Source organism: Tolypothrix sp. PCC 7601, assembly GCF_025677855.1.
In the GTDB taxonomy this organism is placed as follows: Bacteria; Cyanobacteriota; Cyanobacteriia; order Cyanobacteriales; family Nostocaceae; genus Aulosira; species Aulosira diplosiphon.
Map to the genome: position 1 here is coordinate 458,320 of NZ_CP064879.1, position 19,188 is coordinate 477,507.

Here is a 19,188-nt window from a genome sequence, read left to right on the forward strand (position 1 = left end):
CGTGCGGGGGTTCCCCCCGTTGAGCAAACTTTCCAAGACGGATTTTAGATTGACTACACCCATCAAGGGATGCAGCAGGGAGAATTTTAGATTTTAGATTTGCGATTTTGGATTCCAATCTAAAATCCAAAATTGAAAATTGTTTTCAATGCCCAATGCCCAATGCCCCATGCCCAATTTGATGAAATTTTTGACATTGGACTCTTGACTAATTTATTTACATGACGTGTAAATTCAAAAACAAGGTGAACAGAAATGTTAATAGTCCTGCTAGAGCAAATAGATAAAATAAAGCTTTAGCTTTAAAGATTGATAACATCAACCCCACACCTTTAATGTCAATCATGGGGCCAAAGACAAGAAAAGCTAGCAGGGAACCACTAGTAAAAGTAGAAGCAAAAGACAGCGCAAAGAAAGAATCTACTGTGGAGCAAATTGACACAGCTGCTGCTAATACCAACATTGCCACAATTGAAGTAATCGGGCCAGCACCCAGACCAAGGATAATTTCTCTTGGTGCTAGTACTTGAATAGCAGCTGCGATCGCACTACCTAACACCATCACTGCGCCTAACTCGCGCAATTCTTGGATAATGTTATCTAATAACAACCGCAGTTTATCTGGTAGAGGTTTATTGCTATTAGATAATGCTGGAGTTTCTGGCATTAAATTACTATCTATGCGAGTAGTCATACCCGCTTTTCCACCTAATAAATAGGTTCCAGATTTTAACAAACTAGAACCTGTGTTGTTTTGTTGTGGTGGAGAACGTCTACCACGCTTGTTCACTTCTGGCTGTGCGGGAGGATTAAACTTGAGGTAACGTGCGATCGCAGGTTGTACAATCGGACTCAAGTCTTTTTGAAAGCTGAATACAATACCGATAATTGTGGCGATCAATAAAGAAAATACGACTCGTAACACCACGATTTCTGGCTGATCGCGAAATGCTGTCCAAGTTGACCAAATAACTATCGGGTTAATTGTCGGTGCTGCTAGGAGAAAACCAATTGCCACTGGTGTCGGAACTCCCTGCATAAGTAAGCGCCGCGCCACTGGCACATTACCGCACTCACATACCGGAAACAAAAAGCCGATTGTACTACCAAATAAAGCTCCCAGTATGGGATTTTTGGGCATTTTTTCGACCAGTTTGCGCTCATCTACAAAAAATAGCAACAAGCTGGAGAATAAAACTCCCAGAAGCAAAAAAGGAATCGCCTCGACTAGCAGACTCAGAAAAATAGTGAAACCATTGTTCAGTTGATTCATGGGCCTCGCAGTCAAAAGCAGTTTGGAGTTTTTAGGTTATGCCTAGTCATTCTATCGGAATGGGGATCAAAAGCAGATCGGGACAATTTAAGCTCATTTTAGTCAAAAGTTGATATGGGATTTATATTAACGCTTCAGCGTTAGAAAGCAACTGTTACTTTGAAGATACTTATGTTTACTTGAGTGTATTTACGGATGCTGACTACTATGTAAGAATATCAAACCCGATCTATGGTTCCAATATTCTCGAGTAATCACTTAATGTACTACATTTAATTGGCTATGTTTATAGTTAATGCAATTTAGCAGGTTGGTGTGTTGTCTTGGGCAGATTTTTATCAAGAGTTTACAGTATTTAAACAATTGGGGATCGCAATTAATAGCAATTGCTTTAGGGGTTTGTACAGTTCAGGCAACATTTTTGACTGTCAGGTACGCTGGAATTTCTGAAGTTGCATAGTACTCAGCGAAGATTACTTAGTTATTAAGTTGTAAATCATAGCTAAAGCTAGGGTATTGAGTAAAGATGGGTAGAGGCTAAAATGTTAGCGTATTCATTGCCAGTTTTTATACCAATCAGAGTGTCAAGTGCCACAAAATTTCAGTACCCAAATATCAGCACCATTTCTATCGCAAGGTAGCGATCGCGATCTCGATTTAGATTCTACCCTCAAGGATCTGTCAATGTATGACTTCCAAGTGGATATTAGCTGTATGTCTGTGGAAGTTGCCCAGTTTTTTGAAAAATATCCTTTGCTACCAGGAGCTATCTTACTAGACGATGGAAAGTTCATCGGGATGATTTCGCGGCGGCGACTTCTAGAATTTTGGATTCATCCCCAAGGACAAGAATTATTTTTGCAACAACCATTAAGTATTCTCTATAGCTATGCCCGTACCACGATTTTACAATTGCCTGATACGACACCAATTTTGACAGCGATGCAACTTACCTTAAGGCGATCGTCTGAACTTTTGGCAGAACCATTGGTGGTACAAACGGCACCCGATACTTATAAATTATTGGATGTACATGAAGTAAATCTGGCGGCTTGGCAAATTCGCGGCATTGAAACTCAAGTACGTTATGAACGCAGCCAAACTCAAATGATTCAAATTGATAAAATGGCGAGTTTGGGGCGTTTAGTTGATGGCGTAGCCCACGAAATTTTAGACCCCGTCAGTTTTATTTGGGGTAATTTAACTTATGTTTCTAACTATAGTCAGGATTTGCTCAAACTCATAGCCGCTTACGACCAAGAATTATCTCCTACTCCCAATTATATTAATCATCTTAAGGAAGAAATTGAATTTGATTTTTTAGAAGAAGATTTAACCAAATCCCTGGCTAGTATTCGCACTGGGGCTGAAAGATTAAAAAAACTAGTCACTAGTTTACAAAACTTTTGCCATATTGATGAAGTTTATCCGAAACCGGGAGATTTACATGCCTGTTTAGATAGTATTGTTTTATTAATTAATAGCCGAATTCATGGCGAAATTGAAATAGTCAAAAACTATGGACATTTACCGCCAGTATATTGTTTTATGGGGCAATTAAGCCAAGTATTTATGAATATTTTTACTGAATCTATAGATACATTGCTCAATGAAACAGTGCGGCAGGAGTTTCATCCAGAAATAACAAAAAGTAATGACAAACCCCAGATTGAAATTACTACCAAAATTATTACACAAGAAGCTACTAAACCAGGCTCTCCAGATTCTCGCTGGGTTTCAATTTCTATTGCTGACAATGGCCCGGGAATGTCACCCACATTGCAACAACAAATTATTGATTCTTTTTCAGTAGAAAAACGCGCTGATAAAGCTACTAGTTTAGCTGTGAGTTATCGAATTATTACTGCTAAACATGGAGGTAAATTAAATTTTCATTCCCATCTCGGTCAGGGTACAGAATTTCAGGTATTGCTACCCTTACTTTAATCAAAATAATCTTGATAATATCTATAGTTAGCCATTCCAGGTGTGTTATTCTCCGGCATAACACACCCTTTATTTTGAAATCCATCATTCATAATTTAGTTACGACGGTAAAAATGTAACCTGCCAAAACCCAAAAATTGGCTATGAGATTTTTCACCTTGAGGAAATGCAGTCACCCCAAAGAGATAAACGCCATCAAATTGTGGGTTTTGCCTAGCTTGTAAACCAATCGTAATCTTTTTACCTGGAGATACTGGTGGGTTAAAAGCAATTGAGACTGTTTGAGTTTTTTGATCGCTGCTAATATCTTTTAACTCTAGTTTTTGTCCCTCTTGAGATTCTGTTCCTTCAAAAGCGATACTTTTATCTAGCTGAAAGCGAATGTATTCTAAACCCTCGCGCTGTTGGATGGTAATTTTTTGTAATGGTTCGCCAGCATTTTCTGGCAGGTTAATCGTAAAGTAATAAACTGCGCCTGGTTCACTAACTCGATTGTATGTAGTTGAAGCTTTCAGCAAGCTTGGTGGTTGGGTAAAATATGCGGTTCTGGTTCCAGCAGTGGGCGATAAAGTTGGCGATGGGGTGATCACAAGAGATGTAATTGGCGAAGCTGCAGGAGTTGTGATTGGTGTTGTACTTGTCGGTAGTGGTGAAGATTTACCTGCTGAAGTTGCCACATTATTACCACCAACAGCATTAAAGGCAAATGAACCAACTAAAGAAGAAGATTCCCAAGGAGTTTGTTTACCACCAGTCTGTTTTAATACATCTGCTCTGACTTGCTTAAACATTTGCTCCACATCTAAATTGGGAGTTTTCATGTGTTGCAACAACGCTGTAGTATAAGGGCTATTGCGACCTTCGCCATCTAAAGCAGTTTTCCCTGGTGAAGTAGCGTAAGCAATTAATGTACCTTTAACTGTCTGTGTAAGTGGTGCTAAACCGCGCTGCAAAGAACGCCATTTGCGCCCAAAAGGATTATTACGGCAAGCATCTAAAATAATGATATTGACATCGTTAGATGCATCTTCCATAACATTTAGTAATTTACCCACAGGTAGAGATTCATATCGCACATCTTGTTCTCTTTCTAGACGTGCATCTATGGGAATTAAATAATTCTCTCCATCTACTTGAGTTCCATGTCCGGCATAGTAAAACAATCCTGTGCCACCTTGACGTAAGTTGCGATTAAAATTATCAATCGCTTGTTCCATTTGCCGCAAATCTGCATCTTTGAGGAGTGTCACCTCAAATCCTAATTTACGTAAAGAATTAGCAATATCTGTAGCATCATTGATGGGGTTGGCTAATTCCGTTGCGAGTTTGTATTTAGAATTACCAATTACCAGTGCTGTGCGGTATTCTTTTTGCATTGCCAAGCGATTTTGGGCAATTAACTCACCCATGACGTTTTTCAGCTTGTCATCCATCACTGAATTATCGCTGGCAACTGGCAAGTTATTAGCAACATTGATGATTTTCTCTTCAGTGGTCGCTATCCATTCATCAGAAGCGAACTCGGGAATTGTCCAGATTTTTTTGACTATTAAAATTGATGCTAGCGGTAACAGCAGTGCTGTGGTTGTTAATAAGAGTAGCCATTTTCGACGTAACATTTTGTTACTTCTCTCTTAAGAGTGAGGTCAAATTCAAAAAAATTGACTATTCATTATATCAGTGTAATTCTATGTGATACCACTTTTAAAAAAGAATGTGACAAATAAATGAAGTAGGGGTGCAAAGCTTTGCATTCCTATAAATTATTCATGCATTGCAAAGATTTCGTGAATTGGTATCAGCTATACAATTAATATTTGATTTCTGAAATATGGCTATAGAAGCTCGTAGGATGTGTTAGCCTTTGGCGTAACGCATCCTAGATTTACCTGAATTAGCAATTACCAATTATTTGCTTGCAGCAACTTTTCACCACGTTGAAAAATCTCACGGGCATAGTCTGTCCAAGTACCTTGTCCCCAATAACGAAAACAGCTAGTTTGTAGCAATAAGTTATGTAAGAGAAGGTGGCGGTAATTTGATTTTTTAGTCAGAGATGCTGGTGATTGGGTTGCTAATAATTCATTGACTTTTTCATGAAATGCACTACTTAATTGATACATAGGAGATAAGACATTTTCATATCCTTTCACCCAACTGATATGATTTGTCCATGAGGCTCCATCCATATGAAAATTGGGATTATTTTGCTTTAATTCCAAAATGGCATTCTCTACAGCTTCGGGTTGCACATTATCTGGTGAAACCCTTTCCCAAATATAATGTTGTCCCACTGGCTGACAAGTGGGATAATCTTCGGGTTGACAACCAGCAGCCGCGATTAATTCTAAATATTCCGTACCACACATTCCCACTACACCAGTTTTACCTCCACCGTGATTTACCATATCCCACCAAGCTTGGTTGAAGGCACTGGGAAATTCATTCATCATCACACCGCCATTTTCACCATCTCCGATTTGGCTGACAATGGGTGGTATTAAGACATTTCCTAGTTGCTGTTTAGATAAAGTTTTGGCTTCATAGTAAGGTTGCATTTGACCTACTAATTTCGTATCCGAACCTTGGGTTTTAATTAAAGCAGTAATACTAATTGTTTCGCCTTGGGAATTGCGGGCAATTAAACGATGTGGTAAATGTTTGTGGATCAGAGATTGACCGTTAATTGTTTCTACACTATGTTCTTGAACAAGTAACCAACGGTAACCACATTCTTTCAGTGCTTTGACAAAAGCAAAAAAAGTATCAGGGTGATTTGGCAGATGCATTTCTGGTGGAGAAAATCCTTTAACTCTTGCTAGCGCTTCCCAACCAAAAATGGCAGCAAAATGCTGTTGCCATGCCACTATTTGTAATTTAATATCTGCTATGGGGGTGGAAGGAATCACAGCATGACTCCACATCGTACCCAACCACTCTACATAAGGTTGATAAGTGCGATCGCAAGTAATACGCTTGAGGTTATCAATAATATCGCTGCGTCCCATTTGCCTCAATCCCCAGAACAGATTCCCTGAGTAATCCAACATCACGCGGGGATTGCAACCTTGGCTGACGAGTTCGGGAATAAAATCTCCCATACGGCTGTAACAATAGGCAAAAGGCCCGGCATTATGATTATCCCCTTCTCCAGGATGCTCAAACATATATTGCAGATTACTGATCAATCCGCCATCATAGCCAGCCGGGATAGTTGGCTGATGCATATGTAAAGCGATCGCAAATCCAGCGTTAATATCTTCTAAGCGGAGATTCGTTTTTGGTAAGAAAACAGGCTCATTATGATTCACTACTGAGAGAACCTCTGTTTCCCAACCAGAAATATTCGGTAAACCATCTATAATTTCGGGCAAAGCGGGGAGAGTCTCAGGCAAAGTCTGCATTTCTGGTTGCTCCGAAAATAGGGTAATAGGTTGTGACGCTAAACTTGCATAATTACTGGTGAGGCGATCGCGAGTCAAGAGTTCAGAGTCAAAAGTCAAACTTACTCAACACTCAGTAATGTTTCCACGCAAGTGTTAAACCAATTGGTAATGCTGAAAGTCTCTCAGCCTCTAGATTTAAACCTTTGTTCAGTAGGGTGTGTTGTCGCGTAGCGCAACGCACCACCAAACATTCAAGGTGCTTGAGCCTAGAGAGAAGTGAATAGCCAAATTTACTCAGCACTTTTTTCGCTCAGGTATTAGCTTGCTTATTTGGAGCGTCCCAAGGCTGTATAACCTGACTCGCGATTATTCCTCTGCTCGGTATAACTATAAATATTTTGAAGCTCTGCCTCATGGGGTTGAGGCAGAGCGTCCTGTAGGGCGTTACCAGGTGGGGCCTGGTAACGAGGGGAACAGGGGGTAGAGATTTTTATTGTACCAAAAAATTTCTATTGTTCCAATGTACTGGGAATAAGTTTTCTAAGTTGTTTGTATGGCTGTTTGCTTTTTGGCGCTGAAGGGGTAGTCACAGTTAAAATTATCTCTAGCAACCAAGGTGCAAGGCGTTGACACCATACTGCTAGATGACTTTGCCATCCTACTAAAATTTCTGGTGAGTCTCTTTGCAATCCTGAGACAAGCGTTTGCGCTACTTTCTGAGGAGTTGAGGGAATTACCCAGCGAAATAATTGAAAGTTCCGCACCATGTCTGTGTCTGTGAGGGAAGGAAGTAATGCTTTTACCTGAATATTGTATGGTGCTAGCTCATGGCGCAAAGCTTGGGTAAATCCTAAAATGGCGAATTTTGTGGCTGAATATGTCGCCATTGTCGGTGCAGCAATTTTGCCCATCAAGCTGGATACATTCACAATTGTCCCTTGTCTTTGGCTAGCCATGCGCCGTGCTACAAGACTAGTCAAGTTGTACATTCCCATTAAATTAACGGAAATTTCCTCTTGAACTTGGGGAAGTTTAGATTGCAAAAACGAATTCTGATAAGCAACTCCGGCACAATTAACTAGTAGATGTATAGGGCCATAATTACGCCAAAGTTGAGCAACAGCAATATTTACTTCTACTGTTTGCGTCAAATCGATTGCTAAAGTTGAAACTTCTGTACCTAGTGCAGAGATTTCCTCTGCAACCTCAGCTAACTTTTGGCGATCGCGCGCTATGAGTATAACTCGCTTGATGCCTTGCTGTGCTAATTCTAGAGCGATCGCACGTCCAATACCACGGGAAGCCCCAGTAATTAAGGCAACTTTACCTTGAATCTTCATAAATTTTTACCTCCAAAATGTCAGTCCTACTGCGTTACTGATTGCATTCGCAGCGCAGACAAATTAGCAATTGTTATTTAAATCAAAACTAAGCCTGTAAGTAGGAGATATTTCTGAGCTAATCTACAACCCTTAATCATCAGTCTTTCAACAACAGAAATTTCTCGCTTTGCTTTAAATCATCAGCACTTCCTACTATCGTCTGTGTGGATATAGCTCATAGGTTTTAACATTTCCTCAATTGTTCACCGGAGCGTTTCCATACACACGTTAACAACTAAATCAAGTTCTAGCAACAATTTTTAATAAGAATTTCTTAATAGTTGTTTACAACAAGTATATATATAAGTGATTTTTTGGGAAATAAGTTTTTATAAATACTGCTGGTCTAATATAGAAATTTCTTGACAATCAGACTAAATTACCAAAATAAATTTAATAAAATCCTCAATATGGCTGAATTATGACAAAATTTGTCATCGCTGACACAAGAAAAATACATACAGTTGAGGAAACTTGATCAGAAAAATTTCCGTCAATATACTGATTACATTTACTTTATGAATACTCCTAGCCATGCGATTCTCAATCTGGTTGTTTTTAACCAACAACTGAGAAATCAGGCGAGTTATGCAATCTTTATTGGTGCAATCTTGCCCGACGTGCCAATATTCTTGTTTTACTTTTTGATGAAATTTGTCTATCGTTTACCATCACGCGAAATTTGGTCAGAAGCTTACTACCAGCCATTTTGGCAAGGAATAATCAGTACTTTTCACTCCATTCCTTTAGCATTAATTGGGCTAATAATTGCCCATTTTTTAAATTGGAAAGTTATAGAAGTTGGGTTTAGCAGTATGGTGCTGCACTCACTTTTAGATTTACCAGTTCACAATAATGATGCCCATAGGCACTTTTTCCCCTTTAGTAATTACCGTTTTATTAGTCCGATTTCCTATTGGGATCGTAACCATTACGGCGGGATCATCGCTTTTATAGAGATTTCCTTAGTATTAGTAGCTAGTATTTACTTGTTTCCCACAATGCGATCACCCTTCACCAAAGGACTATTAATAGCAACCAATCTCTTTTATTGGTATGCATATTTGAGGTTTTATCTCAAAGACGCAATACCATAAATTAATTTTGGGGTTAGGTGTTTGGTGTTTGTTCCATTCCCCATTCCCCATTCCCCATTCCCCCTTCCCCCTTCCCCAGTCCCCAATCCCCTCATGGCGCAGCCGGAGTTGGCTGTGGTGCAGGGACTTTTGGTTGCGGATCTACGCCACTTAATGCTTGTTTTAACTGTTCTGTAGTTAAAGATTCGACAATACTGAGATTGAGCGGAGCCTGACTAATATATTGAGCATAGCCAGGCTGCAGGTACGGACGATATTCTGGGCGGTTTAAAAGATGGGTGTCAAAAAAAGCGACACTTAAAGCTTTTAAATAGGAATAAGCAGGCGCACGATTTGGCCCTAATAAGGCTTCTGGTACAGGTAAAACATTATTTTCCGCCGTGGGTTCTGCGATCGCACTAAAGTGAGTAGCATTTTCTATAACTACCAAATATTTGTTCTGGTTTGGTAGCCAAGTAAAGGGGTAAATCTGTTCAGATAGAGGGGGTGCAAAAATATCTTGGGTACCTGCGACTAACATTGTTGGTAATTTAATTTGATTTATGCCAGTTTCGCCCAAAACAGAGCTATCAATGGGATTAACCGCCAGTACTGCTTTAATGCGTTCGTCTTGCAGTGGATAATTTTGGGCAGGTAACTCGTAGGCGCGACACTGTAAAAAGACTGATACATTCAAGGTGCGATTAGGCGCACAATCGCGGCGCAGTTGCTCAAAGTTCAGCTTTCCTCCCCCCAAAGCTAAAACAGTGTAACCGCCAAAAGAATGTCCAATCGCCCCAATTTGTTGAAAATTGATTTTACCTTGGAGGTTGCGATCGCTTTTGTCTCGCTGCTGGAGTTGATCGAGAACAAACTTGACATCTAAAGGACGGTTAATAAATTCTTGTGCTTCTGGAGGGCCAGCCAAGCCAGAAAAGTATAGCTGAAAGCGCTCGGCATTACTACCGGGGTGTTCTAAGACAGCCACCGCAAAGCCATAGGATGCTAAATGTTCAGCTAGGTAGACAAAGGCGAAGCGATCGGAAGCCACACCATGAGAAATGACAATTAGAGGACTTGGTGCTGAGGCTTGCGGTAGATACAAATCTACAGGGAGATTGCGATTGCGCGCAGTATCGTTGAATTGGAAGCTGGTTTTCTGCCAAGGTAATTTTCCAGGCGATCGCAAATCTGGCAATTGAGCATAATTAACCGTGGCATTATTAGTTTGAGCTTGTGTGGTTGTCTGTTGTTTAATCAACGCGACAATTTGATCCTGGGCTTTTACCAAATTTGACAAGCTATTGACTATCTGTAACCCCTCAGAAAAATTTAACCGCAAACTTTCACTTGGGTACTTACGCAATAAGTTGACAACCGTTAAGCCTTGAGGATCGGCAGCCGATAAAATCAAAGCAGCACGGATGGCATAAAAACCATTTTGGCGCGAGTCAGTCAGTAACAATTCTCCCAAACGTTTCAGTACTGCTTCACCGAGAGGCGAATAGGTAAACTGAGAAACCAAAACAGGTGTAATAACAAATTTCTGTTGTAAAAGCTGCCTTAATTGAGCAAGTTGCTCTGGAGTAGCACGACTGGCATAAAATGATAATTCACTGTCGATTTTGCCCTCTTTCGCAAATTTTTCTAAAGATTTAGCCGATAAAGAAAATTCCCCAAATGGCGGATAAAAAAAACTGATGCGCTCGGCTCCTAATCCAGGGGTTGCCGTCAAAATTGTAGATAGTAAACCTAAACTGAGATATTTTAGAAATTTTTTCATGAGCAAAACCCGCTTTTTACCCAATAAACAAAAATTTGGGCGGCGAAGAAAGCGGGGCGGGATAAATACCGCTTTCTTATTGATTTACATTTAGATATACCAAATACCTCGTTAATGCACATATATCCCAGAGGTTAGGCGTTAATACTTCTTTCCTGCTTCTCTGCATCTTTATAGTCAGTATTAAGCCAAATTTTTCCGCTTAAAGCTCTAATTAGCGCGATAATTAAGTTAGAGATCAAAGTTTTTATATGTCACCAACACCATGCCCTTGTTGTGTGGTTGTGCTAACTCAACAACAAGAGGAAAATATCTCTCACCAAAAGCGTTGTCAGGATGAACAGGTTAACTACAACAACGTCCCTGTCAAAAACTGCACAGTGGTTGAAAATGGTCGAGTAGTAGTTAAACCACTACAAACACCACCTCTAAAAGAGATTGATTAGCTTGTAAAGCATCGAAACAATAGAGTTCAGGATTAGTTCTCACTAATTTCATCTAAACTGACGGCATCGTGGAAATACTGGTAATCAATGTAGCGATGTCCATCACTTGTCTCGTGCATAATATTGACAAACTGATAATTCCACAGTAAATCAGTGGCACTATAAGTATGACGGGCATGAAGCACTTGGGCTACGGTTTCATCAATACCACTTAGTGAAACCACAATAGAGCTATTTGTTTTGAGTAAAGATTCTGTAGTCATTCCATACAGCTGGCTAGACTCATCAATAATATGCATTGCTAACCAGCTTAATGTAAAGCTAGGTGATAAATTCCTCAGTAGTTTGAGTTCGTGAATGCGACGGATATAATGTCCCTCTGCGGTAACTTCGTCTCGCATCAGGTACACCCGCATCTGTGCTTCCAAAATCAAGTTGCGGCGCTTATTAGCGGTGCGAAACATCAGCGTTGACTGTCCTTCATGGGGTGTAATCACTGCGACACGGCTAAAAACTACACGTGCATTAGGACGGGAGAAGCGAGCAAACGCTAACCCTGTCATGACAGCAATTCCCATCAAACCTACCATTGCTTCAATAGTCACAATGCTATTGGCATAAGGTGTTTTAGGATACATCGCACCATAGCCGATGGATGCCAAGGTTTGCACGCTAAAAAAGAAGACATCTAAGAAAGAGCCAGGTCTAGCATTTTCTACACAATCTCCTCCAGCCAGGTAAGCTAAAGCAAATACAGCGTTAGTAGCCAAATATGCTAAAGCAATCAGTAGAAAAAACCCAGGCCAGGGAATTGTTAACAGCAGATGGTAGGGGTCACGCCAGTAAGAATACCAAGCACCCATCCCCACAATCTGGAATTGCCCATCCCTGATTTTAATATGTACACGCGACCGCCTATGCGCCCCTGGCTTGCGAAAAAGTTTCTTGAGTGGGAATCTCATTGGGAGTAGCCAAAATCACTGCTAATCAGTAGCATAACTAGTGCCGCTACATGAAATTAACATCTATCCAATATGCAATCATTCTCATTAACCCACATTCTGTTGATGAATGGAAAAATCTTTTGATTTTCCATAACCCTTGTCTAACAAAGTTTTTCCAAGTTTAAACCCAGATGTACTAAGTGCGATCGCAATTCTGATTTATAGCGCAAATTGAGTTGATTGGCAGCATTCTAGCACTATAAAGATAATTTCACTATAAATGCTTTTATCCTCACTATAAATGAGAGAAAATATCAAATTACGCTCAAATAAAGATTTTTATGCCATCAAAATCAGAGTTATTTAGCATCCTACAGTATTATCAAAATTTTGCCAATTTTATAGCTATAGGAGTAGGAAAAATTTCCTTTAATCTGCTATATCTAAGTGTGTGTGTTATTCATGCTGTTATGCATATTATGCATTTGAGTAATTTAATTTATTACTCGACTTATGTAGAATAACGCGAGATAAAATGCTAAGATTTAGGCGCAGTCGTTCATATTTAAGTATTATTTTGTGGCAAGAGCGAGTACAGCGATAGGAGTTAGTCCCATCATTAAGGAGATTGTGCAAAAACAAGCACATTCAACACGGTTAACTTTAAAAGAGGTTATTCTCATGGGCATGATAGCAATTGACAAAATGGACGAACAAAGTCGTCAAGAGCTAGCAGACGAAGTGCATAAAATGCAGGTTAATGGCGAAATCTAAATTTGCTGGTAGGAGTCAAAAGTTTACAATCTTAGGTAAAAATATTAGTTAAATAACTATTAAAAGAGTTAGTGGGTTCAATGTTAGAATTGGCGATTTAGTCTTCACAAAAGCTTAGTAGTTATTACAGTGAATAATTCAGTATTCTCGAGAAAAACTGCTCACTGTTCGCTTTTTACTGATTGTTAGCTAAAACGATAACGACTTCCAGTAACATAATCTTCATTAATTTCAAAAGCAATCCATTGACGTTGCAAATTTTCAGCAACGAATCCCGTAGTATTAGATCCAGCAAATGGATCTAATACTAGATCGCCTTCATCAGTCAAGAATTTAATAAAGAATTCTGCAAAGGCTTGGGGAAATCTAGCTGGATGAGGTTTTATACCAGCCTCTTTACAGCGACGTAAATAAGCGCTATTGGATTCTGTATTGGCAATTTCTAGCAAATTAGGCGGAATTGCGCCTTGATTATCTTTTTGGAATTTATCAGAAATTTCATGTCCGCTAGGACGTATTTTTGCTTTATAGCCATGCTTAAGTAATTGCTGCATACTCTGGCTATATGGTTTTAAAACTTTTCTATTATCTGCTTTAGGGTTGGGGGTTTTGGATAACCACCAAACCACATTGACTGAATCTTTAACGCGGATTCTCCTAATTGTTACCCATTCAGCAGGGGTAGGTAATCTAGCTGGATTATAGTGATAGAATTCTTGGGCGAGAAAAAAGCCAATTTCTTTACATAATCTCACCAAAAGCTCATATTGATAGATACTCCGCACGGGATTTCCAGGAAGATAAGCGCCACCTAAATCTAAAATAAATGAGCCATCCTCAGCTAGTACTCTTTTAAATTCTGAAGCGAAAGGTAGGAACCATTCAATATACTTTTCTGCACTTTCATTACCGTATTCTTTTTTGCGTGTCAGTGCAAATGGGGGTGAAGTGAGGATTAAATTAATAGTGTTGTCATCAATGCACTTGATTAGTTCTAGACTGTCACCTAAATATAATGCTCCATTATTCTGAGTATAATAAGGGTTAAAATTACTCGATTTCTGTGATTTTTGAGCTTTTATTGTCAAGAGTAGTTAATGTTTAAAATTAGCAGTTAAAAACAATATTTACTCACAAAAGGATAGGAAAAAACCTATCCTATCTAGAGATAAAATCTTACCCTACCATTTTTTGTATGGTAGAAATTTTCCTGACATAATAATTTTCACGCGATCGCCTTTGGGATCTGCTTCTTTTTCGATATCCAGGGTAAAATCAATTGCGCTCATAATCCCGTCACCAAATTTTTCCTGAATCACATCTTTAATGGGAAAACCATACACCTGCATAATCTCGTAGAAGCGATAAATCAGCGGATCAGTTGGTACGACTGGGCCTAATCCTTTTACAGGGCATTCAGTTAACTCTTTAATATAGATAGCCCCTAATTCTAATGCCTCTAGCAGCAACTTAGCCTCTTCCTCAGAAGCGCTAGCTTGACGATAAAATACAGCAGCAATCCAGACTTCATCTCGTCCCAGAATTTTTTCTAAATCAGCAAAGCTCAAACCTTTCTCTTTCTTAGCTTTTAATAGTGTTTGCGTAATTTCGGGAAGGGACATTTGGTACTTATGTCAGTAAATTAAATTTGCTAGAGTCAAATTTTACCATGCTATCGGCTGGATTCAGTAAAAGAGGCGATTGCTCAATATTAACTACCACTGATAACCCCTTCGTTTAGCCCATTCTAGTCATGCTTGAGTCATTTCTTTTGTGTTTCCTCATAATAATCAAATTTTTGGTACATTACTATAATGCTTATAATGCTACAAAAAAATTTTATTCTTATAAAAAATTCTATTCAATTCAGTAATTGGTGTTATTTGTATGACAAACAACTTAAATAATCACAAGTCTAAATATTTCTTAATATATTATATAGGTGCAGCAATTATAGGAGTAGGTATAATCCACTTGGCTTATACTACTGTGCAGAAATCTTTTACTTCTCCATCAAAATATATTGAATCAAGTAATGCTCATAGGGCTTCTGGAAATTATAAAGCAGCTTTAGACGCTCTTAACACAGCGATTAAGCTAGATTCTAAAAACCCCCAGTTATACATTGAACGGGCTGAAGTTCGTGATAAATTAGGCGATGAGTTAGGATTTATAGAAGATATCAAAAAAGCGATTCAAATTGACCCTAATAACAAGGGTAGTTATCTATTAAATTTTACTTCATGGAATGGTGATAGCAATGCAAGGTTAAAACGTTACAACCAAGCAATTCAAATTGACCCAAATAATTACCAACTTTATCTTGGGCGAGGTGAATTACGTCACTATTCCTTAAATGACAATGACAAAAAAAGAGCTTTAGAAGACTACAATAAGGCAATTAAGCTTGAACCTAAAAAGCATTTTGCTTACAAAAAGCGCGCTGAACTTCGGTATGATTCGATTTCTAGGAAAGGGGATAAACAAGGTGCTTTGCAAGACTATGATAAAGTAATTGAGCTTGAACCTGAACTTAACAGTTATTCTTACAGCGATCGCGCTAGATTACGGAATGAATTAGGGGATAAACAGGGTGCTTTGCAAGACTACAATAAAGCAATTGAGCTTGAATCTAAAAGTTATTTAAATTACATCGCTCGCGCTAGATTACGAGGGGAATTAGGGGATAGACAGGGTGCATTGCAAGACTGCAATAAAGCAATTGAGTTTTACTCTCAAAGCTTTTTAGCTTACACCGTTCGCGCTGGCTTGCGGATTGAATTAGGAGATAATCAAGGAGCATTACAAGACTCCAACATAGCAATTAAACTCCGACCTGTATATGATGATGCTTATAACAATCGAGGTCTTGCTCGCTTCAATTTAGGTGATAACCAGGGAGCTTTACAAGACTATAATAAAGCGATTCATTTAAACGCAAAAAAGCCTACTGTTTACTATAATCGGGCTTGGGTTCGCTATGTATTAGGAGATAAGCAAGGTGCAATTAAAGATTGGCAGCAAGCTGCTAACCTTTATTTACAACAAGGAGATACAAAACAATATGCAGAGGCAATAGAGAGAATTAAATCGAGTCAATAGTTAATTTTAAATTGCCACTTAAGGCTACAAAGGGCGGGCAAGATGCCCACCCCACAAGAGAAAATTTGACAGGAGAAGAGAAAATTTCATGATTGAAATTATTCGGGAAGTTGCCAAAAGAAAGGGTAATCTTCTGGGCTTGATGACAGCCCTTCTTTTACAGGATTTTCTCTAATGTATTGCCAGTATTGTTGAAACTCTTGGTCATTCCTAACAATACGGTCATATCTTTCATCTTGCCAAACTGTGCCTATATGTTTCATAACTTTGGGAATTTGTTTAGCACTATAACTTTTAATACTGTTCATAATACTACTCAGTGACCAAAACTCATTGTCAGATTTGAGTAATGGCTGAATGAGTAAATGCACATGATTTGTCATAACTACAAAGACAAATAACTGATATCTGTTTTTATCAAAAAACAAGCAAGAATTAAAAACTATTTCTCTAGCTTCTGGGCTAAGTTCTAACTTCTCCCAAGTATTAAAGGTAATAAAATAAATTGCCCCCTCTAACTCCCAATGAGGCAATCTTCTCTGAAAAATTTTCAACTTTGGCTGGTGCATTTAGTTGAATTACTTATTTTTATTGTGCTTTTTCTTGTGGGGTGGGCATCTTGCCCGCCCTTTCTTTATCCTTCCCATTAATAAAAAGAAAATTTAATCTTGTTACTATCCCAATAAAAAATCCCCTACCTTGCGGCAGGGGATTTTTTATTAATTACCTACAAAACTAGTAGCCAGATCAACCGAACTTACCAGCAGTAGAAGCAATTAGGAACGCTGCGTAGGTGAGAACATAGCCCACAGCGAAGTGAGTTAGACCAACCAAGCGAGCTTGAACGATGGAGAGTGCAACGGGCTTGTCTTTCCAGCGAACTAGGTTAGCTAGAGGAGTACGCTCGTGTGCCCAAACAATAGTTTCAATCAACTCTTGCCAGTAACCTCTCCAGGAGATGAGGAACATGAAGCCTGTTGCCCATACTAGGTGTCCGAATAGGAACATCCAAGCCCAAACAGACAGGTTATTCACGCCGTATGGGTTGTAACCGTTGATCAACTGAGCAGAGTTAGCCCAGAGGTAATCACGGAACCAGCCCATGAGGTATGTGGAGTTTTCGTTGAACTGAGCAACGTTACCTTGCCAAATACCCAGGTGTTTCCAGTGCCAGTAGAAGGTTAACCAACCTACTGTGTTCAATGCCCAGAACAGAGCTAGATAGAAAGCGTCCCAAGCAGAGATGTCGCAAGTACCGCCACGACCAGGGCCGTCGCAAGGGAATGCATAACCGAAGTCCTTTTTATCGGGCATCAGCTTGGAACCACGAGCATCCAAAGCACCCTTAACGAGAATCAAGGTGGTGGTGTGCAGACCTAAGGCGATCGCATGGTGTACCAAGAAGTCGCCAGGGCCAATTGTTAAGAACAGAGAGTTGGTACCAGCATTGATAGCATCTAACCAACCAGGTAACCAGACGTTAGCGTAGTTAGGATAAGCTGTGTAAGCAACACTTTCGGGGTTGGACAAAAGTACATCCAATCCGTACAGTACCTTACCATTAGCTGCTTGGACGAACTGAGCAAATACTGGCTCAATCAGGATTTGTTTTTCAGGTGTACCGAAAGCAACTACTACGTCGTTGTGAACGTACAAGCCTAAGGTGTGGAAACCTAAGAAGAGAGATACCCAGCTGAGGTGGGAGATAATCGCTTCTTTGTGCTGTAGCACACGCTCTAGTACGTTACCTTTGTTTTGTTCGGGATCATAGTCACGAACCCAGAAGATAGCGCCGTGAGCGAAAGCACCAACCATCAAGAAGATGGCTATGTATTGGTGGTGGGTGTACAACGCTGCCTGTGTGGTGTAGTCCTTAGCGATAAACGCATAGGAAGGCATGGAGTACATATGTTGCGCTACCCAAGAGGTGAGAACACCCAATGTTGCTAGGTGCCAACCCAATTGGAAGTGCAGGGAGTTGTTGTAGGTGTCATAAATGCCTTGGTGAGGCATGTTGAATGGCCCTTCAACTGGTTTGCCAAAGAAAGTTTTGGCATTCATCATTTCTTTGATGCTGTGACCAATACCAAAGTTGGTACGGTACATATGACCAGCAACAATGAAGAGAACAGCAATTGCCAAGTGGTGATGAGCGTTGTCAGTCAGCCACAGAGCTTCTGTTTGAGGGTGGAAACCACCTAAGAAGGTGAGAATTGCAGTACCTGCACCTTGGGATGTACCAAATACATGACCAGCTGTGTCAGGGTTTTGAGCGTAAACACCCCAGTTACCAGTAAAGAAGGGTTGCAACCCTGCTGGGTGAGGAGGAGTTGTGAGGAAGTTATCCCAACCTACGTGCTGTCCGCGAGCTTCGGGGATAGCAACGTGAATCAAGTGACCAGCCCAAGCCAAAGAGCTAACGCCAAACAAACCTGCTAAGTGGTGGTTAAGGCGAGATTCAGCATTCTTAAACCAAGCTAGGCTTGGACGGAACTTGGGTTGCAAGTGCAACCAGCCAGCAAACAATAGAACTGATGCGAACAACAGCAGGAAGATAGAACCTGCGTAGAGGTCAGCATTGGTTCTCATACCTTGGGTATACCACCAGTGGTAAACACCAGAGTAAGAAATGTTTACGGGGTTGCTAGCACCAGCTTGGGTAAAAGCTTCAATAGCTGGTTTACCAAAGTGGGGATCCCAAATCGCATGGGCGATGGGGCGAATGTGAAGGGGATCTGTGATCCACTGTTCAAAGTTACCTTGCCAGGCTACGTGGAACAGGAGGCTGGAAGCCCACAGGAAGATGATTGCCAAGTGACCGAAGTGAGTGGCGAAAATCTTTTGGTAAAGATTTTCTTCAGTCATGCCATCATGGCTTTCAAAGTCATTGCCTGTTGCGATCGCATACCATATCCGACGAGTAGTCGGGTCCTGTGCGAGATCCTGGCTAAATTTTGGAAATTTTGTTGCCATAGGTTTGATAATTCCTCTGACCTTTAGCCATCATGTTTCAGCTTTGGGAGTTCTGAGTTTTGAGTATTGATTTCTGAATTCTCAGCACTCAGTACTCAGCAC

At 40.0% G+C, this 19,188-nt stretch carries 15 protein-coding genes and 1 pseudogene; 5 read left to right on the plus strand and 11 right to left on the minus strand.

Features of this window, described 5'->3' with window-relative positions:
- Window positions 1–217 precede the first annotated feature (217 nt).
- Window positions 218–1,273: a permease gene (locus HG267_RS01715; protein WP_045869795.1), complete on the minus strand. Its 1,056-nt coding sequence runs from the start codon at window positions 1,271–1,273 to the stop codon at window positions 218–220.
- A gap of 588 nt (window positions 1,274–1,861) precedes the next feature.
- On the opposite strand from HG267_RS01715, the gene HG267_RS01720 reads away from it, so the two are divergent.
- On the plus strand, window positions 1,862–3,220 hold the full coding sequence (locus HG267_RS01720; RefSeq protein WP_045869796.1) for a sensor histidine kinase: 1,359 nt from the start codon (window positions 1,862–1,864) through the stop codon (window positions 3,218–3,220).
- Between the two features lie 95 nt (window positions 3,221–3,315).
- Here HG267_RS01720 and HG267_RS01725 read toward each other — a convergent pair whose 3' ends face one another.
- The 4 genes and pseudogenes from HG267_RS01725 to HG267_RS01740 all read right to left on the minus strand — a co-directional run bounded on the left by HG267_RS01725 (window position 3,316) and on the right by HG267_RS01740 (window position 7,946).
- Complete coding sequence (locus HG267_RS01725; protein ID WP_235623043.1) at window positions 3,316–3,810, minus strand: DUF2808 domain-containing protein; 495 nt, start codon at window positions 3,808–3,810, stop codon at window positions 3,316–3,318.
- A 132-nt stretch (window positions 3,811–3,942) separates the two neighbouring features.
- A pseudogene (locus HG267_RS01730) lies at window positions 3,943–4,839 on the minus strand (caspase domain-containing protein); the annotation flags it as partial.
- 282 nt (window positions 4,840–5,121) lie between these two features.
- Entirely contained in the window at window positions 5,122–6,624 is a 1,503-nt protein-coding gene (locus HG267_RS01735) for a glycosyl hydrolase family 57 (protein ID WP_045870111.1), read from the minus strand.
- 491 nt (window positions 6,625–7,115) lie between these two features.
- Window positions 7,116–7,946 (minus strand): SDR family NAD(P)-dependent oxidoreductase, encoded by an 831-nt coding sequence (locus tag HG267_RS01740; RefSeq protein ID WP_045869797.1) that lies wholly within the window; start codon window positions 7,944–7,946, stop codon window positions 7,116–7,118.
- A gap of 506 nt (window positions 7,947–8,452) precedes the next feature.
- Between HG267_RS01740 and HG267_RS01745 the strand changes: the two genes are divergently transcribed.
- On the plus strand, window positions 8,453–9,085 hold the full coding sequence (locus HG267_RS01745; protein ID WP_263420020.1) for a hypothetical protein: 633 nt from the start codon (window positions 8,453–8,455) through the stop codon (window positions 9,083–9,085).
- A gap of 91 nt (window positions 9,086–9,176) precedes the next feature.
- Here HG267_RS01745 and HG267_RS01750 read toward each other — a convergent pair whose 3' ends face one another.
- A complete protein-coding gene (locus HG267_RS01750) occupies window positions 9,177–10,847 on the minus strand; it encodes an alpha/beta hydrolase (RefSeq protein ID WP_045869799.1) in 1,671 nt (556 codons plus the stop codon).
- Between the two features lie 251 nt (window positions 10,848–11,098).
- On the opposite strand from HG267_RS01750, the gene HG267_RS01755 reads away from it, so the two are divergent.
- Entirely contained in the window at window positions 11,099–11,293 is a 195-nt protein-coding gene (locus tag HG267_RS01755; RefSeq protein WP_052335152.1) for a hypothetical protein, read from the plus strand.
- A 32-nt stretch (window positions 11,294–11,325) separates the two neighbouring features.
- Here HG267_RS01755 and HG267_RS01760 read toward each other — a convergent pair whose 3' ends face one another.
- Entirely contained in the window at window positions 11,326–12,255 is a 930-nt protein-coding gene (locus tag HG267_RS01760) for an ion channel (RefSeq protein WP_045869800.1), read from the minus strand.
- Between the two features lie 561 nt (window positions 12,256–12,816).
- Here HG267_RS01760 and HG267_RS01765 point away from each other — a divergent pair.
- Window positions 12,817–13,011 carry a hypothetical protein gene (locus tag HG267_RS01765; RefSeq protein WP_167725788.1) on the plus strand — a complete coding sequence of 65 codons (195 nt, stop codon included), beginning with the start codon at window positions 12,817–12,819 and terminating at the stop codon, window positions 13,009–13,011.
- 185 nt (window positions 13,012–13,196) lie between these two features.
- Here HG267_RS01765 and HG267_RS01770 read toward each other — a convergent pair whose 3' ends face one another.
- Together HG267_RS01770 and cynS are read right to left on the minus strand one after the other, a co-directional pair.
- Window positions 13,197–14,099, minus strand: a complete 903-nt coding sequence (locus HG267_RS01770; protein ID WP_045869802.1) for a DNA-methyltransferase — start codon at window positions 14,097–14,099, stop codon at window positions 13,197–13,199.
- 93 nt (window positions 14,100–14,192) lie between these two features.
- Window positions 14,193–14,633 (minus strand): cyanase, encoded by a 441-nt coding sequence (gene cynS, locus HG267_RS01775; protein WP_045869803.1) that lies wholly within the window; start codon window positions 14,631–14,633, stop codon window positions 14,193–14,195.
- 265 nt (window positions 14,634–14,898) lie between these two features.
- Here cynS and HG267_RS01780 point away from each other — a divergent pair, with 265 nt between their 5' ends.
- A complete protein-coding gene (locus tag HG267_RS01780) occupies window positions 14,899–16,113 on the plus strand; it encodes a tetratricopeptide repeat protein (RefSeq protein WP_052335153.1) in 1,215 nt (404 codons plus the stop codon).
- A 98-nt stretch (window positions 16,114–16,211) separates the two neighbouring features.
- Here HG267_RS01780 and HG267_RS01785 read toward each other — a convergent pair whose 3' ends face one another.
- Window positions 16,212–16,682 (minus strand): REP-associated tyrosine transposase, encoded by a 471-nt coding sequence (locus tag HG267_RS01785; RefSeq protein ID WP_045869804.1) that lies wholly within the window; start codon window positions 16,680–16,682, stop codon window positions 16,212–16,214.
- A 178-nt stretch (window positions 16,683–16,860) separates the two neighbouring features.
- Window positions 16,861–19,086 carry a photosystem I core protein PsaB gene (gene psaB, locus HG267_RS01790; RefSeq protein WP_045869805.1) on the minus strand — a complete coding sequence of 742 codons (2,226 nt, stop codon included), beginning with the start codon at window positions 19,084–19,086 and terminating at the stop codon, window positions 16,861–16,863.
- Window positions 19,087–19,188 lie beyond the last annotated feature (102 nt).